The organism is Edaphobacter aggregans DSM 19364, from assembly GCF_000745965.1.
Taxonomy (GTDB): Bacteria; Acidobacteriota; Terriglobia; order Terriglobales; family Acidobacteriaceae; genus Edaphobacter; species Edaphobacter aggregans.
In genome coordinates, this window is the sequence record NZ_JQKI01000013.1 from 146,729 (window position 1) to 171,425 (window position 24,697).

At 62.6% G+C, this 24,697-nt stretch carries 19 protein-coding genes; 9 read left to right on the forward strand and 10 right to left on the reverse strand.

Annotated elements, in window-relative coordinates:
- Window positions 1-54: 54 nt before the first annotated feature.
- Window positions 55-2,706, forward strand: coding sequence for a DNA translocase FtsK (locus Q363_RS06450; RefSeq protein WP_035348834.1), 2,652 nt, complete (start codon window positions 55-57; stop codon window positions 2,704-2,706).
- A gap of 2 nt (window positions 2,707-2,708) precedes the next feature.
- Here Q363_RS06450 and Q363_RS06455 read toward each other — a convergent pair whose 3' ends face one another.
- Window positions 2,709-4,001, reverse strand: coding sequence for a DUF3999 family protein (locus tag Q363_RS06455; RefSeq protein ID WP_035348757.1), 1,293 nt, complete (start codon window positions 3,999-4,001; stop codon window positions 2,709-2,711).
- Complete coding sequence (locus Q363_RS06460; protein WP_035348758.1) at window positions 3,998-6,151, reverse strand: DUF2339 domain-containing protein; 2,154 nt, start codon at window positions 6,149-6,151, stop codon at window positions 3,998-4,000. The genes Q363_RS06455 and Q363_RS06460 overlap by 4 nt, the downstream gene beginning before the upstream one ends.
- A gap of 73 nt (window positions 6,152-6,224) precedes the next feature.
- On the opposite strand from Q363_RS06460, the gene Q363_RS40210 reads away from it, so the two are divergent.
- The 3 genes from Q363_RS40210 to Q363_RS06475 are packed head-to-tail and all read left to right on the forward strand — an operon-like array spanning window position 6,225 to window position 8,784.
- Complete coding sequence (locus tag Q363_RS40210) at window positions 6,225-6,995, forward strand: response regulator (protein WP_035348759.1); 771 nt, start codon at window positions 6,225-6,227, stop codon at window positions 6,993-6,995.
- A complete protein-coding gene (locus tag Q363_RS06470) occupies window positions 6,992-7,699 on the forward strand; it encodes a response regulator (protein WP_051978455.1) in 708 nt (235 codons plus the stop codon). Before Q363_RS40210 ends, Q363_RS06470 begins: the two co-directional genes overlap by 4 nt.
- A gap of 59 nt (window positions 7,700-7,758) precedes the next feature.
- Window positions 7,759-8,784, forward strand: coding sequence for a YpdA family putative bacillithiol disulfide reductase (locus tag Q363_RS06475; RefSeq protein ID WP_035348761.1), 1,026 nt, complete (start codon window positions 7,759-7,761; stop codon window positions 8,782-8,784).
- A gap of 4 nt (window positions 8,785-8,788) precedes the next feature.
- On the opposite strand, the gene Q363_RS06480 is transcribed toward Q363_RS06475, so the two are convergent.
- From Q363_RS06480 to Q363_RS06495, 4 genes are read right to left on the reverse strand one after another with little or no spacing between them, the layout of a single operon-like run.
- On the reverse strand, window positions 8,789-9,655 hold the full coding sequence (locus Q363_RS06480; RefSeq protein ID WP_035348763.1) for an ABC transporter permease: 867 nt from the start codon (window positions 9,653-9,655) through the stop codon (window positions 8,789-8,791).
- An 8-nt stretch (window positions 9,656-9,663) separates the two neighbouring features.
- Window positions 9,664-10,632 (reverse strand): ABC transporter ATP-binding protein, encoded by a 969-nt coding sequence (locus Q363_RS06485; protein ID WP_035348764.1) that lies wholly within the window; start codon window positions 10,630-10,632, stop codon window positions 9,664-9,666.
- A 25-nt stretch (window positions 10,633-10,657) separates the two neighbouring features.
- Complete coding sequence (locus Q363_RS06490; RefSeq protein WP_035348766.1) at window positions 10,658-11,863, reverse strand: efflux RND transporter periplasmic adaptor subunit; 1,206 nt, start codon at window positions 11,861-11,863, stop codon at window positions 10,658-10,660.
- Window positions 11,864-11,885: 22 nt separating this feature from the next.
- Entirely contained in the window at window positions 11,886-15,119 is a 3,234-nt protein-coding gene (locus Q363_RS06495) for an efflux RND transporter permease subunit (protein ID WP_035348767.1), read from the reverse strand.
- 214 nt (window positions 15,120-15,333) lie between these two features.
- Between Q363_RS06495 and Q363_RS06500 the strand changes: the two genes are divergently transcribed.
- Window positions 15,334-15,555 carry a hypothetical protein gene (locus Q363_RS06500; protein ID WP_035348769.1) on the forward strand — a complete coding sequence of 74 codons (222 nt, stop codon included), beginning with the start codon at window positions 15,334-15,336 and terminating at the stop codon, window positions 15,553-15,555.
- A 59-nt stretch (window positions 15,556-15,614) separates the two neighbouring features.
- Here the strand turns inward: Q363_RS06500 and Q363_RS06505 are convergent, their stop codons facing one another.
- From Q363_RS06505 to Q363_RS06515, 3 genes are all read right to left on the reverse strand, one after another.
- Window positions 15,615-16,388 (reverse strand): SDR family NAD(P)-dependent oxidoreductase, encoded by a 774-nt coding sequence (locus Q363_RS06505; RefSeq protein WP_035348839.1) that lies wholly within the window; start codon window positions 16,386-16,388, stop codon window positions 15,615-15,617.
- A 128-nt stretch (window positions 16,389-16,516) separates the two neighbouring features.
- On the reverse strand, window positions 16,517-18,103 hold the full coding sequence (locus Q363_RS06510) for an OmpA family protein (RefSeq protein WP_051978456.1): 1,587 nt from the start codon (window positions 18,101-18,103) through the stop codon (window positions 16,517-16,519).
- 685 nt (window positions 18,104-18,788) lie between these two features.
- Window positions 18,789-19,523, reverse strand: a complete 735-nt coding sequence (locus tag Q363_RS06515) for a GvpL/GvpF family gas vesicle protein (RefSeq protein ID WP_035348772.1) — start codon at window positions 19,521-19,523, stop codon at window positions 18,789-18,791.
- 415 nt (window positions 19,524-19,938) lie between these two features.
- On the opposite strand from Q363_RS06515, the gene Q363_RS06520 reads away from it, so the two are divergent.
- Window positions 19,939-21,147, forward strand: coding sequence for a DUF481 domain-containing protein (locus Q363_RS06520; protein WP_084080082.1), 1,209 nt, complete (start codon window positions 19,939-19,941; stop codon window positions 21,145-21,147).
- A 6-nt stretch (window positions 21,148-21,153) separates the two neighbouring features.
- On the opposite strand, the gene Q363_RS06525 is transcribed toward Q363_RS06520, so the two are convergent.
- A complete protein-coding gene (locus Q363_RS06525; RefSeq protein WP_035348774.1) occupies window positions 21,154-21,690 on the reverse strand; it encodes a c-type cytochrome in 537 nt (178 codons plus the stop codon).
- A 153-nt stretch (window positions 21,691-21,843) separates the two neighbouring features.
- Here Q363_RS06525 and Q363_RS06530 point away from each other — a divergent pair, with 153 nt between their 5' ends.
- The 3 genes from Q363_RS06530 to Q363_RS40215 form a co-directional block, all read left to right on the forward strand.
- The gene (locus tag Q363_RS06530) at window positions 21,844-22,527 is read left to right on the forward strand and encodes an outer membrane protein (protein ID WP_035348776.1); all 684 of its coding nucleotides are present in this window, start codon (window positions 21,844-21,846) and stop codon (window positions 22,525-22,527) included.
- Between the two features lie 183 nt (window positions 22,528-22,710).
- Entirely contained in the window at window positions 22,711-24,246 is a 1,536-nt protein-coding gene (locus tag Q363_RS06535) for a fumarate hydratase (protein ID WP_035348778.1), read from the forward strand.
- Between the two features lie 265 nt (window positions 24,247-24,511).
- Window positions 24,512-24,697 (forward strand): hypothetical protein (locus tag Q363_RS40215; protein WP_211256126.1); only part of this gene is annotated, 186 nt, incomplete at its 3' end.

The window sequence follows — 24,697 nt, forward strand, 5'->3', positions numbered from 1 at the left end:
CCTGCCGCCGCCGAGGCTCGGCTGCCGGCGCAAGAGAGGCTGCGCGCACCCCTGATGAAGACTCTTAGACTCGTCTCGACCCCGACCCGCAACCGCCGCCTCAACGAGATCATCGGGCTGACCGTGCTGGCTGGTGCGGTGCTTCTCCTGCTGGCCCTGGTGAGCTACACCCCGACCGACCGCTCCTTCAATACCGTCGGCGGTTATGTAACGGGACGGCCCGCGTATAACTGGACCGGCATCGCAGGCGCGTACTTCTCCGATGCCGTCCTGCAGATGATCGGTGTCGCCGCGTTTCTTCTTCCTCTCGTGCTGGCGCGACTCGGCATCTGCTGGATGATGTCGCGGCCGGCGGGCTCGCCCATGGCCAAGGCCGTGGGGCTTACCATGTGGGTCGTCTTCGGCCCCGCTGCGATTGCGCTTCTTCCCGTCCACCTGCTGTGGCGCGGCACCCTTCCGATCGAAGGAACAAGCGGCCGCCTGCTGGCCGACATGCTGGTCGCGTACCTCAATCTTCCCGGCGCATCGATCGTGCTGACCCTGATGGTTGCGCTGTCGCTCTACCTCGCTACGACGTTCACCTTCAACACCGCGCGCGAGTGGGCGACCATGCGCTTCGGCTTCGCACAGCGTATGTGGGAGCGCTGGTCCGCTTGGCGTGAGAGCCGGCGCGGGGCGAACCTACCCGTTGAGGAGTACGGCAGCAAGCGCGAGCGTGCCGAGCTGCGTGCCCAGCGTGGGCATGAGATGGCCGAACGCAAGGCCCGCGAGGCCGAGGCAAAGCTCGCCCAGCCAAGCACGACCCTGCTCGGAAGCCTCTTCGGCTGGCTGGGGCGAAGAAAGAAGCCAGTGCCCGTGGCAGGGTCTGCGGACACCGCCCCCCCTCTCCCCGAGGCCTCCATGTGGCGCATGATGCCGCGCACACTGGTGGATGCGCCTCCCGTGACGCCCCTGAGCACGGCAACAGCGGCAGCCGCACCCTTCGCCGATGCTCTAGCCAAGGCGGCGGCTCCGGTGCGCGCAATCGACGACGTCTCGAACTTCGGCCTGCGCTCCGACCACGAGCCGGAGCCCGCGCCCGCAGTGCCGATTCGCGACACGGCACCGCTGCGCGCGAAGAAGGTCGCCGAGCCACTGCCGCCCCAGCCTGTCGCCACTCCCGCAGCCTCCGAAGACGGCATCTCCTTCGGCAAGCGCGCCGACGCCGACATCAAGGCCGTCGCCATCACGCCCAAGAGCGTCCGCGGCTACAAGCTGCCTCCCTCTTCCCTGCTCTATCGCAGCGAAGAGCACGCCACCGTGCGTGAGGACGCGCTACGCGAAGAGGCTCGTGTGCTGGTCGAGAAGTGCGGCGAGTTCGACGTCGACGGTCAGGTCACGCAGATCAACCCCGGCCCCGTCGTCACCACGTTTGAATTCAAGCCCGAGGCCGGCGTGAAGTACTCGCGCGTCACCGGCCTCGCCGACGACCTCTGCCTGGCCATGGCCGCTGAGAGCATCCTCATCGAGCGCATGCCGGGCAAATCGACCGTCGGCATCCAGGTTCCGAACTCCGAGCGCGAGACCATCTGGCTGCGCGACGTGGTGGAGTGTGAAAGCTTCGCGCAGTCCAAGAGCAAGCTGGCGATTGCGCTGGGCAAGGACATCAACGGCCGCATCGTCACCGCCGACCTCGCCTCGATGCCGCACGTGCTCATCGCCGGCTCCACCGGCTCCGGCAAATCGGTCGCGATCAACGCCATGATCATGAGCGTGCTCTTCAAGTCCACGCCCGAGCAGGTGCGCATGATCCTCGTCGATCCCAAGCGCGTCGAGCTCGGCATGTACGAGGGCATTCCGCACCTCTTCACTCCGATCATCACCGAGGCCAAGCTCGCGGCCAACGCGTTGCGCAACGCCGTGCGCGAGATGGAGCGGCGCCTAAAGCTGCTCGCCGCCAACCACGTCCGCAACATCGACCAGTTCAACAAGCTCTTCGATAACGGCAGCGGACACCTCTTCGAGGATGTCAACCAGGAGCCGCTGCCCTACATCATGATCATCATCGACGAGCTTGCGGACCTGATGATGCTCGACCGCTCCAACGTCGAAGAGGCGATCACGCGGCTCGCCCAGATGGCCCGCGCCGTCGGAATCCACCTTGTGCTCGCCACGCAGCGGCCCTCGGTCGATGTCATCACCGGCCTCATCAAGGCGAACGTGCCGACGCGCATGAGCTTCCGCCTCGCCACCAAGGTCGACTCCCGCACCATCATCGACTCCAACGGAGCGGAGAGCCTTCTGGGCCGCGGCGACATGCTCTACCTTCCACCCGGAACCAGCCGCGTGCAGCGCGTGCACGCTCCCTTCGTCACCGAGAAGGAGATCGCAGCTGTCACCGAGTTCTGGAAGGCGCAGGGCGAGGCCGAGTACGTCCACGGCTTCCTCGAAGGCCCGAAGGACGAAGCTGGCCGCGACACCGAAGGCGGCTCCGACGGCGACGACAACGACCCGATGTACGACGACGCCGTGCGCCTCGTCTTCGAGTTTGGCAAGGCCTCCACGTCGCTGCTTCAGCGGCGCCTGCGCATCGGGTACGGCCGTGCCGCGCACCTGATCGACATGATGTACAACGACGGCCTCGTCGGTCCGGCCGACGGCTCCAAGCCTCGCGAGCTGCTCAAGTCGCCGAACTGGATCAGCGAGGCGGACGCCGCGATGCGCTGAGGCTAGCGCGACAGATGCCGTGTGGAGCGGATCGCGATGACCGCAAGCACGCAGATCACCGCCAGAAAGATAACCCAGACCAGCTCCGGATGCCGCTCCGTCAACGCGCGCATGTCCGGTCGCAGAGTGTAGACGGGGTTCTGCTGCTCGGGTCCCATCTGCGCGGTGTGAACCGCTCCAGCAGCCGAGAAGGTTCGCGCATAGTCGTACAGCGGCGCAGCCAGCGCAGCGTCTCCGTAAAACAGCGTGACTGGAGCGAGCGCCCTGGCATCGAAGCAGAGCCTGCGTTCGCGCATCTCCAGCCGCACCGCAGTGATGGGCAGCGGCTGATCGTCGCCGTTGTTCACCGCGACCTCGACCTCCGCAGCGCTCTGCAGGTTCGACCCCAGAGTTGCAGGAACGCTCAGCTGCTGCTGGCGAATCTCACGACCAGCCTGGTTGAGCCGCACCCGAAGGATCGTGCCGTAGATCGTCTCCCCTGCCGAAGCGGGCGTTCCCTGTGCGTGATCGGTGATCACGACATCGCGGCTGAAGTTGCCTTTGAACTCCGGTGCGAGCACGAAGGTAATGCGCTCCACCGGTACACGCTCCGGCAGCGTGAAACGTGCGACGGTCTGGCGGCCGCGCTGCGTGATCGTCTTCGTCTCCGCGGCCAGCGCGAACAGCGTCTGCGCCTCACGGCTGGGCGGCACCGAGACTCCGCGCACCATCTGCGGCGAGATCTTCGGCCCCGCCGTTCCCGGCGCTGGAGAAACGTTCAGCTCAACATGCAGGTACGGAAAGCTGGACTCCTCAAGCGGAAGCGTCGTGCTGCGTGAGAGGTGCTGGGTCGTCAGGTCGAAGAGCGTGAACTCGCCCAGCCGCGTTCCGTCTGAGCCGGGAGCTTTCTCGCCCATCACCGTCGCCGCGGCGATAAAGTCCCTGCCTGCAAGATCGAGCACCACCTCGGTATAGGGACGCTGAGGCATCGCGAGATCGAAGGTGATCGTGCGCCCGCGTAGCCCGAGATTGAGCACACGTGCAGGCTCGGCGTCCGGCTGCGCGGGCTCGCTGAGCGTGATGGCATAGGGGATCTCGCGCGCCACAGCCGTCTGCGGAAACAGTCGCACGTCCTTGAGCGCCGCCGACCCGTGAGCGAACACAGCAGCATCGAGGACCGCGCAGTTCTGTCCTGTCTCCGTGGGGACAACCGAGCGCTGATAGCGAAAGTACTGGCGCTCTGCGGTCTCGACCGAGACATCACGCGCGCCTGCCTGCCAGAACATGAGCGCGAGGAGGGGGAGGAGAAGCTTCACCGGTCCGGTCCTGCCTCGTGCAGAGGTTTCGCGTCCTGCACCGATCGCGGTTCGCGCAGAGCGAGCCAGTCCTTCTGATAGGCAAAGCTGACGGCCATCAGCAACGCACCGAGCCCGAGAAAACTGACCACGCGATAGCCCTGGCTGAGATTGCGCATGTCGTACACGAACGTCTTCCCGATCGTGAAGACCAGCAGGATAAGCGCCTGCCAGCGGATGAATGCAGTTCGCTTCCAGAATCCGACAGCCAGCAGAATAGCTCCGTAGACCATCAGAAACGCCGAGACAGCGAGCGCCTGCTGAAGCTGTGCGTCGGGATTGGATGACGTCACCGGCCATAGCGCTTCGATTTCGCGGACACCTGTGAGCAGAGCCACGACGTTGATCGCAATCAGGGTGCCCCCGGAGAGCTGCGCCCACAGCAGCGTCGTCTCATCACCGAGCGCGATGCGAAGCGAAGCGTATGCCACACCCGCCAGTAGAGCGATGCCGATCAACGCCATGCCGAAGTCCGCGCTCACAAACGCCGCATGCGGCTGAATGCCATAGCGCGACGTCAGAATCTCTCGCAGGCTGAGCAGCATTGCGACCACATTCGCCGCAATCATCGCGATGAAGGCGAACTGCGACCACGCCGGCCACGACGCGCGATCCACGCGCCGTGTGCGCAACGCCAGCCACACCGATGCGCCGAACGCCGCCGCGCCAATCAGAGCGGTCGCAACACTATGGTTGAAGATCGAATCCACCACTCCCGCGCCGAACCAGATCGGCATCGCGATCACCCCGCCCAGCCCCAGCACAAACGAGCCCGCAGAGAGCCAGCGCAGCACTCTGCTGGGATTTGCAGATGACGACCCTGCCGCGCCATCTGCGTGCGACCTCGCGACGCGCACCGCCACCCACAGCAGCGAGACGCCCTCCACCAGCCACGCCACGGTAATCCAGTGGCCCGACGCCTTCAGCGGAATCGCAATCGTCAGAAAAACCACCGCCAGCGACAGATGCATCGCTGCGGAAACCGGGCCCTGCGGCATTCGCATGATCAGCAGATAAACCGCCGCAAGGATCAGCATCAGCCAGGGCAAAAACCAGTGGCGGCCGGAGTCCTGCATCACAGAGTAAAGCGCCAGCGAGACAAACGCCGCACTGCCAAGCGGCAGCAGGATCTCGGTCAACACATGGCCGAACGAACGCATTCGCGCTGCAGCAGCCTCGCCCTTCTTCGTCGCGAGTCCGAGCGGCACGCTGGCAAAGACGACGAAGAACAGGCCGACGAAGATCGTCGTCACCGCGAACGCCGGCTCCTCGTAGAACTTCGAGTACCAGCCGATGAAGTACCCCACCGTGATGGGAAATGCCCCCAGCAACAACCGCTGCCACGGCTTCATTCGAACAAGCACAACGGTCGCGACGTCGATCGCCAGCAGATAGGTGAAGAGAAAGATCTCGTGGTTGCCTCCGGTCGACAGCAGCAGAGGCGTAGCCAGTCCGCCCACCAGGGCGTAGGCGGCCAGCAGTTCGGCGTCCTGCACCCACGCCATGTAGGCGTTCCACGCCGTCACCAGGATCATGCCGCCCAGCGCGGCCTCCGCAGGCAGCAGATGGTAGAGCTGAAACGCCGCCCACAGCGACAGGTACAACACACCGGTGCCGATCGCCTTCAGCGAGTAGGAGAATGCAGGAAAGCCCTTGCGGCGGAATCGCTCCGACCAGAGGACAAGTCCCGCGCCCGCCGCCAGCCCGATCAGGATGCGGCCGACCGGCCCGATCCAGTGGTTGTCGATGGCGAGCTTCAAAAACAGCGCCGCCCCGAAGAGCACGGCGACGATGCCGATGCGGTTGAATACCTGCGCGCCCAGGCGGCTCTCCAGCGACGACGAGGGCCGCGCGTCCGCAATCGCAACCGGCGGCGCAGGAGGCAGCGGAACGGGCCCTGCCATGCCATCCTCACTACCTGCCTTCGAGGGAGCCTCCGCAGTAGCCGCCGGCCGTGGAGGCGGAGCAGCCGGAGCGGGTGCGGCAGCCCGCATCGCTGCAAGCTCACGCTCCAGAGCATCGACACGCGCTACCAGCAGACGGACCTCCGCTGCGACTCCGGCGTCTTCGGCACCACGCTGCGGTTGCTGGGGAACGTCCTCCGAGCCCATGAAGTCTACTGTACCGCCTGCACAGGGCCCGTGACATCGAAAACCTGGGCGCTCTCTGTTACTCTTTGCCCACATGCCCAACAAGCTGCCGTTCCGCATCCTCGTGATCGACGATGACGCGCTGAGCCGCGAACTACTCACGCTTCTGCTCCTGCGCGAAGGCTACGCCGTCGACGCCGCAGAGTCCGGCGACGCCGCGCTCGAAGCCCTCGGCGTGCAAGGCATCGCCTCGCCCGACGCCGTCCTTGTTGATCTGCAGATGCCCGGAACTCGAGGCAGCTCGCTCGCCCATCGCCTCCGCGAAGTCTGCGGCGGTGCTCGTCTCATCGCCATCAGCGCAAGCGTTTCCTCAGGCGGAGACGCCGACGGCTACGACGCCTTTCTTCTGAAGCCCTTCTCGGCCGAGGCCCTGGCCGCTGCACTCCAGGGCATCCCTTCGCCTCCAGAGGAACCGGTTCGCCAGAATGTAACCGTACTCGATCAGAATGTATACAGGATGCTTGCGGAGTCCATGCGGCCGGAGCCGCTCGCCCAACTCTATAACCTGTGCCTTACCGATGTAAGGGGGCGCTTGGCTGCGATGCGAGACGCCGCAGCGCGCGGAGACGACGCGACCTATCGCCGCGAGGCCCACGCCATCAAGGGAGGCACCGGAATGGTGGGAGCCATCGAACTGCAAACTCTTGCAACCACCTCGGAAAACAATGGGATACCTGCTAATTATGTAGCTACGCTCAATGAATTCCTTCTGGCCTGTGATCGGCTCCGGCGTATGCTGATCGCACGCAAAACTGTACCGGACCCGAGCTCCGCTGCCGAGGTCGCAAGGAGAAGCCACGCATGAAGGAATCCGTAAAGAAGGCCGACATCGCCCCCACTGGAGTAGCGTCTATTCGTGTCGTCGTCGCTGACGACCATCCTGTCGTTCGGTTTGGCGTAAAGAACATGCTGGAGAGCGAGCCCGGATTCCAGGTCGTCGGCGAGGCTGAGGACGGCGACGTCGCCATCACCGAGACCCTTGAGCTTGAGCCCGACATCCTTCTGCTCGACGTGCAGATGCCGCGGCTGCCCGGCCTCGAGGCCCTGCGCGCCATCATGAGCAAGTCGCCACGCGTCAAGATCATCATGCTCACCAGCACCATCTCCACCCAGCAGATCATCGAAGCGCTGCAGATCGGCGCACGCGGCATTGTGCTGAAGGATGCCGTCGCCGGCGACCTCTCCAAGTCCATGCGCGCCGTGCTCTCCGGCGACTACTGGATCGGCGGCGAGCGCGTCGTCAACCTGGTGGCCGCGCTCAACGAGCTGATGAAGCAGGCCGCCGCCGCGCCGGAGAAGAAGACCTACGGTCTCACTCCGCGCGAGCTCGAGGTCGTCACCTGCATCGTCGAGGGATGCAGCAACAAGGACGTCGCCAAGCAGTTTGCCATCAGCGAAGAGACCGTGAAGCGTCATCTCTCGAACATCTTCGACAAGACCGGCGTCTCCACGCGGCTCGAACTCGCACTCTTCGCTATCGCTCACAAGCTCGTCACGCTCGACAGCTAGTCCGGCTCGCGGCAGCATGCATTTCGGGCCGGCGGCAGCCATTCCGTTAAGATGGAGGTATGAGCGAGCACGCATCCCACACGGAAACCCTTACAGATTTGCTGGTCATCGGCGCAGGCCCGACAGGTCTCGCCTGTGCCATCGAGGCCCAGCGCGCGGGCTTCAAGGCCGTGCTCGTCGACAAGGGCTGCCTCTGCAACTCGCTCTTTCACTACCCGTCGAACATGATCTTCTTCACGACGCCGGAGCTGCTGGAGATCGGCGACATGCCCTTCCCCAGCCCCAATCAGAAGCCGAACCGCGATGAAGCGCTCGAGTACTACCGCAAGGTCGCCGAGCACTACCGCCTCGATGTACGCCAGTACGAGACCGTCGAACGCGTGACCGGCGCTGATGGCAACTTCACCGTCCACACCGTCGACCGCTTCGGACGTCCGCTCGCGCATCGCGCCCGCAAGCTCGTCATCGCCACCGGCTACTATGATCTGCCGAACTACCTCAACATCCCCGGCGAGAACCTCAGCAAGGTCTTCCACTACTACCACGACCCGCACCCCTACTTCGGGCTCGACGTCCTCGTCGTCGGCGGCAAAAACTCCGCGGCCATCGCTGCGCTCGACCTCTGGCGCCACGGCGCGCGCGTCACGCTCGTCCACCGCGGCTCCGAGATGCACCGCCACGTCAAGTACTGGATCCTGCCCGACATCAACAACCGCATAAAGAACAGCGAGATCACGGCCTTCTTCTCAACCACCCTCGAGCGAATCACCGAAGACGAGGTCACGCTCCGCACGCCCGAAGGCGAGCGCACGCTGCCCAATCACTTCGTCTTCGCGCTCACCGGCTATCGGCCCGACTTCGAGTTCCTCGAGGCGCTCGGCGTCAAACTCGACGAGGACAACGACCGCTGCCCAGTCTGCGATCCAGCAACGCTCGAGAGCAACGTCCCCGGCATCTACCTCGCCGGAGTCGTCGTCGCCGGCGAGCGCACCAACGAGATCTTCATCGAGAACGGACGCTTCCACGGCAAGCAGATCGCCGCCGACCTGCAGGCGAAGAGCGTCTCCGCCGCAGCCTTCGATTGACCGCCTAGCCGATCACCCGGCGGAAAAAGCCCCTGATTCCGAGCCACGTCAGCAGCACCAGGAAGAAGACCAGCATTCCCAGGATCAGCGCCGGATCCATATGCGGCATCGGCGTCAGCGCCGAGCGCAGTCCCTCGCTCATGTACACGATCGGGTTCACCATCACGCCCATCTGCAGCCACTTGATGCGATCGAGCGCCGCCCACGGATAGTAGACGCAGCCTAGAAACGTGATCGGCATCACCACCACGCCGAAGATCAGGCCGATCTGCTGCGGCTTCACGCTGGTGCCGATCGTCAACCCCAGCGCGCCCGAGGTCAGGCTGGCGAGCACAAGCACTGTGATCAGGTACGGCCAGTTGGTGACGTGCGCCACCACCGGCGTCGTGGGAATGTAGTACGCCAGCGGGAAGACCACCGCCGCAGCGATGATGCTCTGCATCGCCGAGAAGGATATCTTCTCGATCGCAATCGCAGCCACCGGCAGCGGACACATCACGCGGTCGTCGATCTCGCGCGTCACGCCGAACTCCTGCGCCAGCGGAAGCGCAACCGCAGCAATGCCGCTGAACATGATCGCCACCGCCATCAGCCCCGGCAGCAGCACCGTGCTGAAGTTTCCCCCCGCCATCGCTGCCGTCGGATTCATCGCCGCGCCCCCGCTCATGTGCGGCATGATGAACGTGAACACAAACAGAAACAGCAGCGGGTTCATGCACACGCGAATCACGAACGGAAAAAGCTCGCGCCGCAGCACGTGCAGGTCGCGCAGAAACAGTCCCGCGAAGGCGCGCGCATACTGCGTCGTCTTCGAACTGCCCGCCGACGCGGGAGCCGGAGTCGCGGCTTCGATGGTTGCCAAATCTGCCATATCTCTCGCTACTCCCGAAGCTCGCGTCCCGTAAGGCGGATGAAGACCGTCTCCAGGCTGGTCTCCGTAATCGTCAGATCGCGCAGGCCGTAGGGATTCGCCGCATGCACCACCTCCGACAGCAAGCCCTCGGTCCCCTCAGCCAGAACGCGCACTCCTTTCGATGTCGTCTCCACGCTGGCGATGCCCGGTTTCCGCTCCAGCGCATCCACCAGCCGCGGAACCCCTTGCTGACTCCGCAGGTCAAGCTCATACACGCGCTGCGCTCCCACCGAACTCTTCAACGCCGCGGGCGTATCCTCCACCAGTATCTTCCCATGGTCGATGATCGCGACGCGCTCGCACAGCTCGTCGGCCTCCTCCATGTAGTGCGTCGTCAGCACTACCGTGATGCCCTCCTGGCGCAGATTTCGTACTGCCGCCCACATTGCGATGCGGCTCTGCGGATCAAGCCCCGCGCTCGGCTCATCCAGGAACAGTACCTTCGGATGATGAGCGATCGCGCGCGCGATCTGCACCCTCTGCGCAAGACCCCCTGAGAGCTGCGCCGGATAGGCATCCGCACGCTCGGTCAGGTGAAACTGCTCCAGCAGCCGTCGCGTTCGCGCGGTAGCGTCCGCGCGTGAGAATCCGAAGTACAGGCAGTGGAAGTGGATGTTCTCATACACCGTGCACGCGCGGTCCAGCGTGTTGTACTGCGGCACCACGCCGATTGAACGCCGCGCCAGCGCCGGAGACTTCACCACATCAACGCCCGCGATTCGCACCCGTCCCGCGGTCGGCAGAGCGCGCGTCGTCGCAATGCTGATCGTCGTCGTCTTCCCTGCCCCGTTCGGCCCCAGCAGCCCGTACAACTCGCCCGGACGCACGTTCAGGGTGATGCCGTCCACGGCAACCACGCGCTGCTTGCCCTCGTAAACCTTCCTGAGGCCTTCGATCTCGACGATCACAGCGATCTCTCCCCCGGTGCGCAACATTTCTATTATATGAAACGCAACGGGATTACTGCTGCATCTGCGGCTGGACCTTCGCTCCATCGACCACGGCATCGCCCGGGCTCAGAACGACGACGTCGCCCGCCTTCACGCCACTGACTATCTCGGTCGCGGTACCCAGGTCGCGGCCCAGCACGATCGAGCGGAAGTGGGCAACATTATCGCCATCCACCACCACAGCCTGCGGGCCTGCCAGACGGATCACCAGGGCGTTCGCCGGCAACAGCACCGGCGCCGCGCCTCCAGGAGGCAGATCGAAGATCGCCGTCGCGTACATGCCGGGCAGAATGCGCCCGTCGTTCTTCAGATCGACCTCCACCAGCAGCGTCCGTGTGCTCGGATCGATGCTCTGGCTCGTCCGCGCCACCACGCCGGTATACACCTTGCCCGGAAGCTCACGGAATGTCACCTGTGCAACATGGCCGTTCGTCAGCCCGACCGCGCTTGCCTGAGGCACATTCGCAAAAACACGCACCCTGTCCGCCTGGCCGATCGTAAACATCTCGGTCACGCCGGTCTGGCTGCCCGAGCTGATCAGCGACCCGCGGTCGATGCCGCGCGAAAGAATCACTCCGTCGAACGGCGCCACCACGTGGGAGAACGAGGCCTGCTCCGTCAGCGAGCGCACATTCGCCTCACCCGCCGCGATGTTCGCCTTCGCCGCTTCCACATTCGCCGTGTCGGCGTCGGCCTGTGCCAGGCGCTGGTCTGCATCCTGCTGTGAGACAACGCCCTCCTTCACCAGCCCCTGCCAACGCTCGTTCGTCACCTTCGAGAGCGCGGCATTGGCCAGCATCTGCTGCAGCTGGGCCTTCTGCTGCAGAACCGTGGCCCTCGCCTGCATCAGCGCCTGCGCCGTCTGCGGATCGTCGATCTCAGCCAGCAGCTGGCCCCTGCGCACACGGTCGCCGATATCCACGTACCGCGCCGTCACGTAGCCTGAAGTGCGCGCGTAGATCGGCGTCTGATCGAACGCCTGCACCGTCGCCGGCAGCTCGATGTGCCCGCCGGACGCGCCATCCTTGAGCTTCGTCACCAGCGCCGTCGGAGGGCCCGCCGCGACTCGCGCCTCGGCCTCCAGCGTGTCGCGATGCCGCAGCTTCGGAATCAGGAACATGACTCCAATCGCGATGAGCAGCAGAAAGAATGCCGTCATCCCCACGTAGGGTGCGCGGCTGGAGCGGTCAGTATCGGCCTTGGCGTATTGCGTCATCGTCCTCACTCAATGGTGCCACCTACTCGGGCACCTCTTCCATATGCATCTTTGCGACTTCATGGCTGCGCAGGCGGCTGTAGATCAGCGGCACGATCAGCAGCGTCGTAAAGGTGGCAACCATCAGGCCGCCGATCACGGCGCGCCCCAGCGGAGCGTTCTGTTCGCCGCCCTCTCCCAGCCCCAGCGACATCGGCAGCATACCGATGATCATCGCGAACGCCGTCATCAGCACCGGGCGCAGGCGCGTCGCTCCGGCCGAGGCCGCCGCCTCCACCGCGTTCATTCCGGCTGCGCGCTGATCGTTGGCAAACGTCACCATCAGGATCGAGTTCGCCGTCGCCACGCCCACCGTCATGATCGCGCCCATCAGCGAGGGCACACTGAAGGTCGTGCCGCTCAGAAACAGCATCCATAGAATGCCGCAGGCAGCGCCGGGCAGCGCCGTCAGAATGATGAAGGGGTCCAGCCAGCTCTGGAAGTTCACCACCATCAGCAGGTACACCAGCAGCACCGCGAAGATCATTCCCATTCCCAGGCCCGTAAAGGACTCGCGCATGCTCTTCACCTGCCCGCGCATCGTGATCTGCGTTCCCGGAGGAACCTGCTTCTGGTACTTCGCGATGATCCTGTCGATGTCGCGCGCAACTCCGCCGAGGTCGCGTCCATGTGCGCTCGCGAACACGTCGAAGACCGGCTGCACGTTATAGTGGTTCGTGATTGCCGGACTGAACTGATGCTCCACACGCGCCAGATTGTTGAGCAGTTGCGGACCTGGTGCCGCAAGCGACGACGAATCCGTCACCACGCCGCGCGCCGGGCCTGTCCCCGTCACCGGAATGCTCGTCAGCTTATCGATCGAATCCATCTGGTACTGCGGAGTCTGGACGACAACCGAATAATTCACGCCGTTCTGCGGATTCAGCCAGTAGTTGGGTGACGCCTGCCCGCTCCCCGCCAGCGCGTACAGCATGCTGTTGGCTACGTTGCCCTCGGTCAATCCAATCGTCTGTGCGCGGCTGCGGTCCACGTTCACTCGCAGCTCTGGAGAATAGACCACCTGATTGATGTGAACATCGGTCGCCCCCGGAACACCCGCCACCTCCTGACGGATCTTCTTCGCGACTTCGTAGTTCGGATAGAACGCGCGCCCGCTGATCTGAATGTCGATCGGCGCCGGCAGGCCGAAGTTCAAGATCTGGTTCACGATGTCCGACGCCTGGAAATAAAACGTGACATCGGGAAATCTCTTGTTCAGAATCTCGCGCAGCTTACGCCGGTACTCCACCGTCGGACGGTGACCCTCGTTCAACGACACCAGAACCTCGCCGTCCTGCACCTCCGTCAGGCTGCCGTCACCGAACGCAAGATTGAAGCTGCCGTTCGGAATCCCGATGTCGTCCAGAACCAGCCCAAGCTCCTTCTGCGGAATCACCTCGCGAATCGTAGCATCCACCTGGCCGAAGATGCGCTCGACCTCCTCGATCCGCGTACCCGGTGCGGCCCGCACATGCAGTCGGAACGTTCCCGCATCCACATCCGGGAAGAAGTCCTGCCCAATGTACGGAAGCAGGCACGCCGAGATGGCGATGAAGACGGCGAAGCAGCCCAGGGATGCCGCCGCGTGCCCCAGCACCCAGTCCAGCACACGGGTGTAGCGCACGCGAAAACGCTCAAACGCCGCATTGAAGCGGAAGTGTACCTTCCATATCCAGTTCGCATTCTTCGGAGCCGCGGCGTGCTCCTCGCCCGGCTCGTGCTCCTGGTACATCTCCACTTCGCTGGAGAGGAGGAACTTCACCATCGTCGGAACCAGCGTTCGCGACAGCAGATAGCTCGCCAGCATCGCAAACACCACGGCCATGCCCAGCGGCGTGAACAGGCTCTTCGCCGCGCCCGACAGAAACACCACCGGCACAAACACAATGCAGATCGCCAGCGTCGAGACAAATGCCGGAACCGCAATCTGCGCCGCGCCATCCAGGATCGCCGGCTCGATCTCCTTGCCCTGCCCGAGATTGCGATGGATGTTCTCGATCTCTACCGTCGCGTCATCCACCAGGATGCCGACCGCCAGCCCCAGCCCGCCCAGCGTCATCGTGTTCAGCGTCTGCCCCAGGAACTTCATCACGATGATCGAGGTCAGGATCGACAACGGAATCGAGATCGCCACAATCAGAGTGCTGCGCCAGCTTCCCAGGAACAGCAGGATCATCAGCGCCGTCAGACTCGCCGCGATGACCGCCTCCTTCACCACTCCCTCAAGCGCCGCCCGCACAAACAGCGACTGATCAAACTGCAGATCGATCTTCAGGTCCTTCGTCAGTCCTGCCTGAATCACCGGCAGCCGCTCCCGCACCCGCTTCACGATGTCCAGCGTCGAGGCCGACGCCGCCTTCATGATCGTCAGCAGCACCGCCCGCTGCCCGTTGACCCGGACGATGTTCTGCTGAATCGCAAATCCTTCATGCACGTGACCGATATCGCGTATGTACACCATCGCTCCGTTCACGCTCTTGATCGGCATATCGTTCAGCTGTTCCAGCACCTGCGGACTCGCGTTCGTCCGCACAATGTAGTCCGTCGTCCCGATCTTCGCCGTGCCTGCCGGAAGAATCAGGTTCTGCGCCGTCAGCGCATTCACCACATCCGTCGGCGAAAGACCCTTCGCATACAGCTGCCCAACATCCAGATCCACCATGATCTGGCGCGCCTTGCCGCCATAAGGCGCCGGAACCTGCGCACCCTGCACCGTCGCCAGTTGCGTGCGGACAAACTGCAACCCAAGGTCGTACAGGTCCGACTCCGACAGCTTGTCGCTCGACATGACCGCCTGCAGAATCGGCACATTCGACGCGCTAAACTGCAGCACAAATGGGGGTGTGGTCCCCGGAGGCAGAACCCGCAGAATCGTCTGGTTGACCGCCGTCACCTGCGCCACCGCCGCCTCAATCTTCGTTCCAGGCTGGAAGAAGATCTTGATGATCGAGATGCCGCTCACCGACTGCGACTCGATGTGCTCGATGTCGTTCACCGTCGTCGTCATCGCGCGCTCACTGATCGTCGTGAAGCGCTTCTCCATCTCGTCCGGGCTCGTCCCCGAGTACGACCACACTACCGTCACCACCGGGATGTCGATCACCGGGAAGATGTCCGTGCTCATCGTCTCGATGCTCACGATTCCCAGCACGAGAATCAGCACCGCCATGACGACAAAGGTGTAGGGTCGCCGGAGTGCAAGTCGAACAATCCACATAACGATTCCTTCTGTGTGCGGTGCCTAAGTCAATGACGATGGGGACGTAAGCATTGTTTCACGAGAGCGTCGATCATCGCTCCCATGTGCGGATAACGGCCTGCATCACCTATTCAACAGATGTTCCTCTTGCGCTTCGGTTCCACAAACTCATCGGCCTTTCACCTGTCCGGCGTAAAATTAACCCATGTCACGTGGATGGGAGAGTAAATCCGTGGAAGAACAGCAAACACAGGCGTCCGCTCCAAAGCCCGCCTCCGAAGAGAACCCCGCCGGAGCCCCCGAGCGAACTCGTCTCCGTCAGGCGCTCGAACTCCAGCGGGAGCGCATCCTCTCCGAGCGGACCTCGAGCCCGCATCGCCGCAGCGCACTGACCTACGCGCTCGCCGATATCGAGGAGAAGCTCGCCGAACTCGGCTGGACCGTGCACCTGTAGCCCACGCCCGCACGCCGTCGCTCCACTCCGGCACTGCGAGCACAGCGGAGAACCTCGGCCTAACCGTGCCGATGGAACGTCACCGAGTTCCCCTGATCGATCGACGTCATCAGGATCGTGTGGATGTTCACATGCGCCGGCCGCGACGCCGCCCACACAATTGCATCGGCGACATCCTCGGCCCTCAGCGGCGTAATGTTCTGATACACCTTCTCCGCCCTCTCCGTGTCCCCGCGAAACCGAACCTCGCTGAACTCCGTCTCCACCATCCCCGGGTCGATCGACGTCACGCGCACCGCCGTCCCCATCAGGTCCAGCTTCAACCCCTCGCTGATCGCCTTCTCCGCCGCCTTCGTCGCGCAGTACACCGCGCCGTTGGCGTATGTTTGATGGCCCGCCGTCGACCCCAGGCTGATCACATGCCCGCGCCCGCGCTCCACCATGCCCGGAACCACCGCGCGGGTCACATACAGCAGCCCCTTCACGTTGGTGTCGATCATCTCCTCCCAGTTTCGATAGTCGTCGTCATACATCTTCGCCAGCCCGCGGCTCAGCCCGGCGTTGTTCACCAGAACGTCCACCGCGCTCCACTCCGCCGGCAGCGCCGCAATCGCAGCGTTCACTGCCTCGCGATCCTGAACATCCACTACGAAGCTCTGCACCGCGTTTACGCCCGAGTTCGCCAGCTCAGCCTCCAGCTCCTTCAACCGCTCCTCGCGCCGAGCGCACACTAGCAGCCGCGCTCCCTCGCGCGCAAACGCCAACGCCGTCGCCCGGCCAATCCCGGAGCTCGCTCCCGTCACCAATACCGTCTGTCCCGCCAAATCGCTCATGATTTCCTTATAGCGAAAAATCGGGAAGACCGCATAGGACACTACCCCTACTCGCCTCAATTTCCGGCGCAGGTGCGCCCCCTCTCTATTTGAGAGGTCGCAGAATCTCAAGCGCCTCCAACCGCCCACTACTGCGGAGGATTCGCTGTCCCCGTTACCGGCGGAGCCGCAGGAGCAGGAGCCGCCTCTGCCGCGTCCGGCCCCTTCTGCTGCACGCCGATCGCATCGCCCGAGACCACCAGCTGCACCCTGCGGTTCAGCGCCCTTCCTTGAGCCGTATTGTTATCGGCCACCGGCTTGGCCATGCCATAACCCGTCGAGGCGATGTTGTCCGGAGCAACCCCCTGCGTCACCAGGAAGTCCCGCACCGCGCCGGCGCGATTCTCCGAAAGCTTCTGATTGAACTCCGGACTTCCCGTGCTGTCCGTATATCCTTCCACCTGCAGCTTCAACCCCGGGTACGACTGCAAAATCCCCGAGACCTTCGCCAGGCTGATCTGCGTCTCCGGCTTCAGCGTGTACTTGCCCGTATCGAACAGCACGTCCGACATGTTCACGATCAGCCCGCGCGCCGACTCGCTCGTCGCCAGAACGCTGTTCAGCTGCGTCCGCAGACGCTCACGCGCCGCCGTTGCGCTCTCCGCGCTCTTGCTCGCCGCCGCAGCCTCGGCCTGCGAGCGCGCTGCCGCAGCCTCCGCCTTGGCACGTTCCGCATCCGCTCGCGCCTCAGCCGCCTCGGCCTGAGCCGCCAGCTGCGCCGACTGATGCGCCTGCGCCTCGGCGTCCCTCTGCCGCTCCGCCGCCTGCTTACGCAGCGTCACCAGCCGAGCGTCTTCGGATCGCTGCACCGCCTGCCGCGCATACGTAATGCCCATCTTCGTGTCCGGCTTCTTCCCCTCTAGAATGTCGGTCGCGTTCTTCAGGTCCAGCATCGCCTCGCTGTAGATATCCGACGCGTACTTCTCCGCGCCCGCCTGCTGGGCAATGCGCACCGCGTTGTTCGCCTCGTACAGCTCCAGCGGAAGCTTCTCGTCACGTGTAATCGGGTTCATCACCGTCTTCGACCCTTCGGTCTCCGCATAGGTCCCGCGCGGCAGCAGCATGTAGTGCGCGTTCACCTTCTCCATCATGCCGTTCGTCTTGTCCTCGATGCTCTGGTTCTCCAGGACCACCAGATCGCTCGGCTGCGTCACCGAAAAGTACGGCTCCGCCGTCACGACCAGCCCGAACGACTGCAGCGCCGTCGTCACCGTAATTTCGTTCTTCGTCCCAGCCGGAAGAACCTCGCCCAGGTTGTTCGGCCGGCCGTCGGGAGTGATCGCCCACAGAACGTAGGTCAGGTACTCCTTCCCAAACCCGTTCGCCGGCGTCAGCCCCTCGAACTTCGCCTCGATCGTGATGCCGCCGCGCTCACTCATCACCTTCGCCTCGCCCTTGGCCATCGGAAGCAGCGGCGTCCCCTTGAACGCGAGCTTCGTCGATCCGCTGCGGTGCAGATAGTTCACCGCATCCAGATCGCGCTGCACCACCTTCACGCGGTACAGGTACACGCCCTCGGACTCTTTCGTGATCTTGTTATCGCTCGCCGGCGCCTGTTGCGACATCGGGTTCGCTTCCTGGGCCCGCACATCCATCGCCCCACCGGTGGTGATCCCGACGGAAACTCCGGCAAACACTAAGGCAGTCAACATCGTTCGATCGTCAATCCTCAGCATGAACGTCCTCTCTTTCACTCTCGGAAGGCACCGGGGATCCTCAATTCAGCGACCACGCGCACCCGGGCATCTGTGCGATGCCGCGGTCGATGGCAAAGGTAGTCTCACGGATAAGCCAGATACCCACCCAGAAGAATGCTGAAAACTCTGTTTTGCTTAAGGGCACGGCTTCAGCCGTGCCCTTAAGTGCCCTGTTTCGAATGCGGCTTTAGCCGCTGAGGTCGCGTTTTTCCCCCGCGAGCCACTCTTTCAGCACCCTCCTAGGATCGTCTTTCCGCGCGCGACGGCAAGGGTTTTCTCCGTGCAGCCACAAATATCTCATCGCCCACCACTTACGACCACGCACTTCAAAAAACACCAGCAAAACATAAAGTCAAGCCCCAAAACGCGACATCTCACTAAAAATAAAGGAAATATAGGTTGCCGATTAATTTCTCTCGGCCCGTTATACTGGCAATACAAGCAAGAAAAGGAAACCCCGGCCACTAGCCGGGGCTTTCTCTTTTAGAATCAAGATTTTGACCCCTAAACCCCATGTATTCAATATTTTGCATCGCTAAAATCACGTAAGTCATTGAATATAGAAATTTTATCGGATAGATGGGGGTCCCCCAAAAGCCGAAGAGCGGTCCCGGCACCCTTGTCCGGGGACAAGGATGCCGGGACCGCCCTCTTGCGAGATCGCCTATGCCGAGTGCGTATGTGCGTTCGGCCGGTGGACGAAGTGATACGGCGGCCAGGGTCCGGAGAGCTGCATCTGGCACTCCTTCATCTGCTGGGTCGCCGACGTGTACTTGTTCTGGTAACGTTCGATCGTCTTGTTGTCGATCAGGTGAGCGATATCGAGCAGCATCTTGCCTGACTCCATACGCTTGCACGTGATCTCCTCAGCCAGAGGAAGGAACATCCGGTGCATCTGCACCGAAAGCGCCCGCGCCTTTGACTGCCGTTCGCGCTGACGGCTCGCGCTCTCGCGCAGGCTCGTCAGGTACTGCTGGCCGACCGTCATGTCGCGGTGAGTCGTGCCCGGACAGATGTCGTCGACCAGCACCTTGAGGTGCATCTCGGCCTTGCCGCGCAACCGCTCGACGTTGGCCAGGAAGTGACGTTGATTTGATCGGACCGAGCGCCTGAGGGCATCGTCGTCCTCAAACGTCGTGCCGAAACGAAAAGGCAGGACCGTAGAGTGTTTAAAGCAGTCAGCAATCACGCGTGCATGGTCTTTCTGCGCTTGCTGGTCCATCCGCGCATTGTCTTCCGAATTGTGCTCGGAGACGATGACCGCAAGATCGCTGGCTGGAAAGAGAAAGGTTTGGTTACCGAAAAGGCCTGTGATACCGGAAAGCGGCATCGGACGACGATGCCGGCAAAGCTCCGGAAAGGCCTGTCTCTCAGCAATGCAATAGGCATACCATGACATCGTTTTTACCCTTCCATTGCGCGCTGCTAGGGCGTCACCACCCCAGGCAGGTAGTTGTTTGTGTAACTCACACTGATACGAAAGTGGTCAGCAAATGATTCATTTCTAAGGTTTTGCGTTCTGGCGCGTGCGCGATAAGCGAACTGCACCGAACCGAAACGCATACTAAGCCCACGAAATAACGATTGGCAATAGGTTGATAAGAAAAAAATGCACCGAAAGCTAAATACCAACATCTCAGGCCACTTGCGTCCGAATTCGCCGCCGACTTTTTACCGGCAAAAACAGACGGAGCACTCGGCCGGTCTCGGGGCTTCTGACAACCGGAGCGGCGGAAGTTCTATCTAAACAAACCAGTTACTGTTCCCTGCTCCGTTAGGCCAGCTAGCTAAATCTCGTTCCATCAGGCTGTTGAATGGTAAATCCCACGCAGAAGCAGAATCCTGTCCCTTCGCGAGGTCGCTGGAACCCTGTGTTCCGCCTCGCGGTCCTCAGCTTGCTCGCAACCGCGTTCGCCCCGCTTGCTTCCGCCCAGGAAAAACCCGCCGCGCCGCCTGACGTCGTCGTCTTCAAAAACGGCGACCAACTCACCGGCCAGTTTGAGCGCAGCATCGACGGCAACATCGTCTTCAAGAGTGACGTCGTCGGCGAGGTGACCGTCTCGCTCGACAAGGTGAAAGAGCTGCGCTCCAGCAGCAACTTCGTGCTTCTCAAAAAGGACGAAAAGATCTCCCGCGAGCCCCGACCTGCCGCTCCGGTCACCATCGAGGACAGCACGATTACGCAAACGCTGCCCAGCGGAACGACCCAGACCATGGCAATCAAGGACGTCGGCCACGTCATCGACGGAGAGACCTACACCAGGGAGCTGACCAAAAATCCCGGTTTCTTCCGCGACTGGGACGGCTCGGTGACCGGCGGAGTGACGGTCCTGCAGTCGAGCACCTACGGCGAGACGTTTACCGCCGCAGCCTCCCTCGTCCGGCTGGTTCCCACGGTCGCTTATCTCCCGGCGCGCACGCGCACGACCCTCAACGTGCTTGAGACCTACGGCAAGCTGACCCAACCGACGATCCCGCAGACGACTCCACCAACGCCCGATTCGGTTGCGAAGACCAACATCTTCCACACTGACTTCGAGCACGACAAGTACCTCACCCCGCGCTTTTACCTGCTCGGCGGTGTAATGTTCGACCACAACTTCTCCCAAGGGCTGGACTTCCAGCAGATCTACGGCTTCGGAGCCGGCTACACCGTCCTCCAGACCGCCGTTCATCAACTGGACGTCAAGGCAGACGTGCACTACGAGCGGCAGAACTTCACCGAATACGCTCCGCCGCTCGTCTCGACTCCCGATCTGGACCTGATCGGTTCCACCTTCGGCGAGGCCTACAAACGCACGCTTCCTGGCAAGATTCTGTTCACGCAGAGCGGAACCTACATCCAGTCCTGGAACAACACCAACGCCTGGTCGGCGATCGGAGCCTTCGGCCTTGCGCTGCCTGTCTACCACCGCTTCAGCCTGAGCGTGAACTTCCTGGACAACTACCTGAACAATCCGGCGTTCGGCTACAAGAAGAACAGCCTGCAGTTCATCACCGGAGTGACCTATACGCTGCACTAACGAGCGTCATTTTGCGTCGAGGATATTCAACACCGGATCGGGCAGTTCCTTACCGGCGCTCTTGAGCAGCAGCGTGACCTGCCATATCTCGGTGTCCGACAACGTATGCGCATAAGCCGGCATTCCGCTGCCCGGAACGCCCTTCGCAATCTTGGCGTAGACATCCCCTGGATTGGCATCGGTCACTCTGTTTCTGCCGCGTCTCCACAACTGCCCTGCCGGCGGAGTCATCTGTTTGCCGAAGGCGGCGTCGCTCTTCGGGCTTCCGTGACAGTTTGCGCAACGTGCCTTGTACACGTGCGCTCCGCCTTCAAAGACGTCTTCGCTCGTCCCAAACGGCGGAGTTCTCTTCGCATGCTCCGGCGAAGTCTTCGCAACTTCGCCCGTGAGCCCCGCTGGCAGCGAAGGAAGCTTTCCATGCAGCGCGGACGTACTCCCGCCGTAGTGCAGCCAGGCATATCCTGCACCTGCGGCGCCTGCCACTCCCAGCAGAAAACCCAGAAACACCTTGCCGCCACCACCGCGACTGCTCTTCTTCGCCATGAACCTCAGCTCCCTTTGAGCGCGTTTTGCCCATCTGCGCTCAGAGAACCGCCGTGGGATGTTCTAATAAGAATTGGCCCGCGGTTCGAGTTCCCGCGGCGCGCCTTCAGTTCCACCATAGCAAGCGCCCAGCATGTGCAGGAGTAATCGTTGATGTTCGGTTTCAGTGTGAAGTCTGTCGCTGCCGTTTTGATGGCAGTCTTATTCGCCAGCGGAGCAACCCACCTCGAGGGGCAAACCACACGCCGCAAGCGCCGCGAGTCCAACGCCAACCGCAGAGCGCGCATCGAGCGCACCATTCAGGAGACCTACAGCCATCGCTGGGAGGTCGGCGGCGGCGGCGGTTACCTGCGCTTCCGCTCCGGCGAAGACCTGCAGCGCAACAACGAGGTCACGTGGTGGCTCTCTGGAACCTGGTACAAGACGCAGAAGTGGGGCATTCTTGCCGAAACGAGCGGAGCCTACGGCAACGCCAAAGTCGGCAACACGATCTACAACATCAATAATCCGCAGATCTCCCAGTACACCTTCATTGCCGGCCCCAACTACCGCGTCTATGCCAAGGAGAAGTACGCCGTCAGCGTCTTCGGCACGGCAGGCGCAGGCATCGGCAAGTTCGACTCGGGCTCGAAGGGAATCCCTGCGGAGAACCTCGGTCTCTGGCCCTCAGAGACGCGCGCCGTTTTCTCGGTCGGCGCGAACCTTGACTACAACTTCTACCCGAACTTCGCCGCTCGTGTAACGCCGCTCTACCTCGGCTCGACGTGGGGAGGAACGATCCAGAACAACCTCGGCGTGAACGTCGGGTTGATCTATCGCTTCGGACGCATCAAGTAGCTCTGTAGCTCTTCGCAGGAATAGACCGAATCTTTGCGTCAGGATGTTTTGGCACGAGGTTCGGTCATGTTCTTTGTATCCTGGAAGACGCGGATGAGGAACCATCTCACTCCTTTCGATAACCGCGCACCCTGACTTACAACCACGACAACGATACTTCAGAAACCCTAGAATGATGGTGCCATGGCCACCATCAAGCAATCCGATTTCATCCAGTCTGTCGCTGATGCGCTGCAGTACATCAGCTACTACCACCCTGAGGACTTCATCACCAACCTTACGCGCGCCTATGAGCTGGAGCAGTCGCCGGCGGCGAAGGATGCGATGGCGCAGATTTTGATCAACTCGCGCATGTGTGCCGAGGGGCACCGGCCTGTGTGCCAGGACACCGGCATCGTGACCGCCTTTGTGAAGGTCGGGATGGAGGCGCGCTGGGAGAACTCGGGCTCGCCGCTGATGACCGTGCAGCAGATGGTCGATGAGGGCGTGCGGCGGGCTTACAACCATCCGGACAACAAGCTGCGGGCGAGCATCCTGGCTGATCCGGCGTTCTCGCGCAAGAACACGGGCGATAACACGCCGGCCGTGGTCTCGGTCGAGATGGTGCCTGGTGGCGACGTCGACGTGACGGTTGCGGCCAAGGGCGGCGGCTCGGAGGCGAAGTCGAGGTTTGCGATGCTGAATCCTTCGGACTCGATCGTCGACTGGGTGCTGAAGACGGTGCCGACGATGGGCGCGGGCTGGTGTCCGCCCGGGATGCTGGGGATCGGCATCGGCGGGACGGCGGAGAAGGCGATGGTGATGGCGAAGGAGTCCCTGATGGACCCGATCGACATGCAGGAGCTGATCGTGCGGGGGCCGCAGAACAAGATCGAGGAGCTTCGCATCGAGCTCTACAACAGGATCAATCAGCTGGGCATTGGGGCGCAGGGGCTGGGCGGACTGACGACCGTGCTCGACATCAAGATCAAGGACTATCCGACACACGCGGCGAATCTGCCGATTGCGATGATTCCGAACTGCGCGGCTACGCGGCATGCCCACTTCCACCTGGATGGGTCAGGGCCGGTGGCGCTGGAGCCTCCGGCGCTCGAGAGCTGGCCGGAGCTGACGTATGACACCTCGAAGGCGCGGCGGGTGAATCTGGACACCGTCACACGCGACGAGGTGCGGACGTGGAAGCCGGGCGAGGTTCTGCTGCTGAACGGCAAGCTGCTGACGGGGCGCGATGCCGCGCACAAGCGCTTGACCGACATGCTGAACCGCGGCGAGAAGCTGCCGGTCGATTTCACGAACCGGTTTATCTACTACGTCGGCCCTGTCGACGCAGTTCGGGACGAGGCGGTGGGGCCGGCTGGGCCGACGACGGCCACGCGCATGGACAAGTTCACGCGGCAGATGCTGGAGCAGACGGGTCTGCTGGGCATGGTCGGCAAGGCCGAGCGTGGGCAGGTTGCCATCGACGCCATCGAGGAGTTCGGCGCGGTGTACCTGATGGCCGTGGGCGGCGCTGCTTACCTGGTCTCGAAGGCGATCCGCAGCTCGAAGCTCGTGGCCTTCGGCGACCTGGGCATGGAGGCGATCTACGAGTTCGAGGTGGTCGATATGCCAGTGACGGTTGCGGTCGACTCCGAGGGCACGAGCGTCCACCAGACGGGTCCGGCGGAGTGGAAGGCTCGGATCGCTGGCGCGCTGGCGGGGGTACCGATCCTGCAGTGACCCCTCCACCGGTTTTAGTGCAAGGTATTCCAAAATAATGGGTTAGGTCGGTACTTCGGTTTTAGCCTGTTTGCAAAGTATTGATTTTGCTTGGCTTGTAGTTTGGACTCCGCGCAAAGTATTCAAAAATAAAGACATTCATGAAAAAGCCCCGGATCGAGGTCCGGGGCTTTTCTTATCTGTTTCAAGTATAGCAAGTCAGAGGTAATTAGAGCAGTTCCAAGGTAGTTATACCCAGGGAGTAGTGTCATAGGGCAGAGTGGTAGTGGCGAGTTTTCTGCGACACGAGACGATGGGGCGAGCATTTTCCGACGATTTGCGCTGCCGGATTCTAGAGGCGTATGCGCGGGGTGGGGTGTCGCTGCGACTGCTGGCCGAGCGCTACGCGGTGAGCTTCGAGTATGTGCGGAAGATTCGCAAACAGCAACTACGGAGCGGGCGGCTGGAGCGA

Bases quoted from the DNA above. Each gene is read 5' to 3' on its own strand.
- Q363_RS06460 (WP_035348758.1), bottom strand. From the start codon at position 6,151: ATGGGCTCGGAGGACGTTCCCCAGCAACCGCAGCGTGGTGCCGAAGAC.
- Q363_RS06535 (WP_035348778.1), top strand. From the start codon at position 22,711: ATGGCCACCATCAAGCAATCCGATTTCATCCAGTCTGTCGCTGATGCG.
- Q363_RS06450 (WP_035348834.1), top strand. From the start codon at position 55: ATGAAGACTCTTAGACTCGTCTCGACCCCGACCCGCAACCGCCGCCTC.
- Q363_RS06490 (WP_035348766.1), bottom strand. From the start codon at position 11,863: ATGACGCAATACGCCAAGGCCGATACTGACCGCTCCAGCCGCGCACCC.
- Q363_RS06470 (WP_051978455.1), top strand. From the start codon at position 6,992: ATGAAGGAATCCGTAAAGAAGGCCGACATCGCCCCCACTGGAGTAGCG.
- Q363_RS40210 (WP_035348759.1), top strand. From the start codon at position 6,225: ATGCCCAACAAGCTGCCGTTCCGCATCCTCGTGATCGACGATGACGCG.
- Q363_RS06495 (WP_035348767.1), bottom strand. From the start codon at position 15,119: ATGTGGATTGTTCGACTTGCACTCCGGCGACCCTACACCTTTGTCGTC.
- Q363_RS06525 (WP_035348774.1), bottom strand. From the start codon at position 21,690: ATGGCGAAGAAGAGCAGTCGCGGTGGTGGCGGCAAGGTGTTTCTGGGT.
- Q363_RS06515 (WP_035348772.1), bottom strand. From the start codon at position 19,523: ATGTCATGGTATGCCTATTGCATTGCTGAGAGACAGGCCTTTCCGGAG.
- Q363_RS06520 (WP_084080082.1), top strand. From the start codon at position 19,939: ATGGTAAATCCCACGCAGAAGCAGAATCCTGTCCCTTCGCGAGGTCGC.
- Q363_RS06485 (WP_035348764.1), bottom strand. From the start codon at position 10,632: ATGTTGCGCACCGGGGGAGAGATCGCTGTGATCGTCGAGATCGAAGGC.
- Q363_RS06480 (WP_035348763.1), bottom strand. From the start codon at position 9,655: ATGGCAGATTTGGCAACCATCGAAGCCGCGACTCCGGCTCCCGCGTCG.
- Q363_RS06530 (WP_035348776.1), top strand. From the start codon at position 21,844: ATGTTCGGTTTCAGTGTGAAGTCTGTCGCTGCCGTTTTGATGGCAGTC.
- Q363_RS06510 (WP_051978456.1), bottom strand. From the start codon at position 18,103: ATGCTGAGGATTGACGATCGAACGATGTTGACTGCCTTAGTGTTTGCC.
- Q363_RS06505 (WP_035348839.1), bottom strand. From the start codon at position 16,388: ATGAGCGATTTGGCGGGACAGACGGTATTGGTGACGGGAGCGAGCTCC.
- Q363_RS06475 (WP_035348761.1), top strand. From the start codon at position 7,759: ATGAGCGAGCACGCATCCCACACGGAAACCCTTACAGATTTGCTGGTC.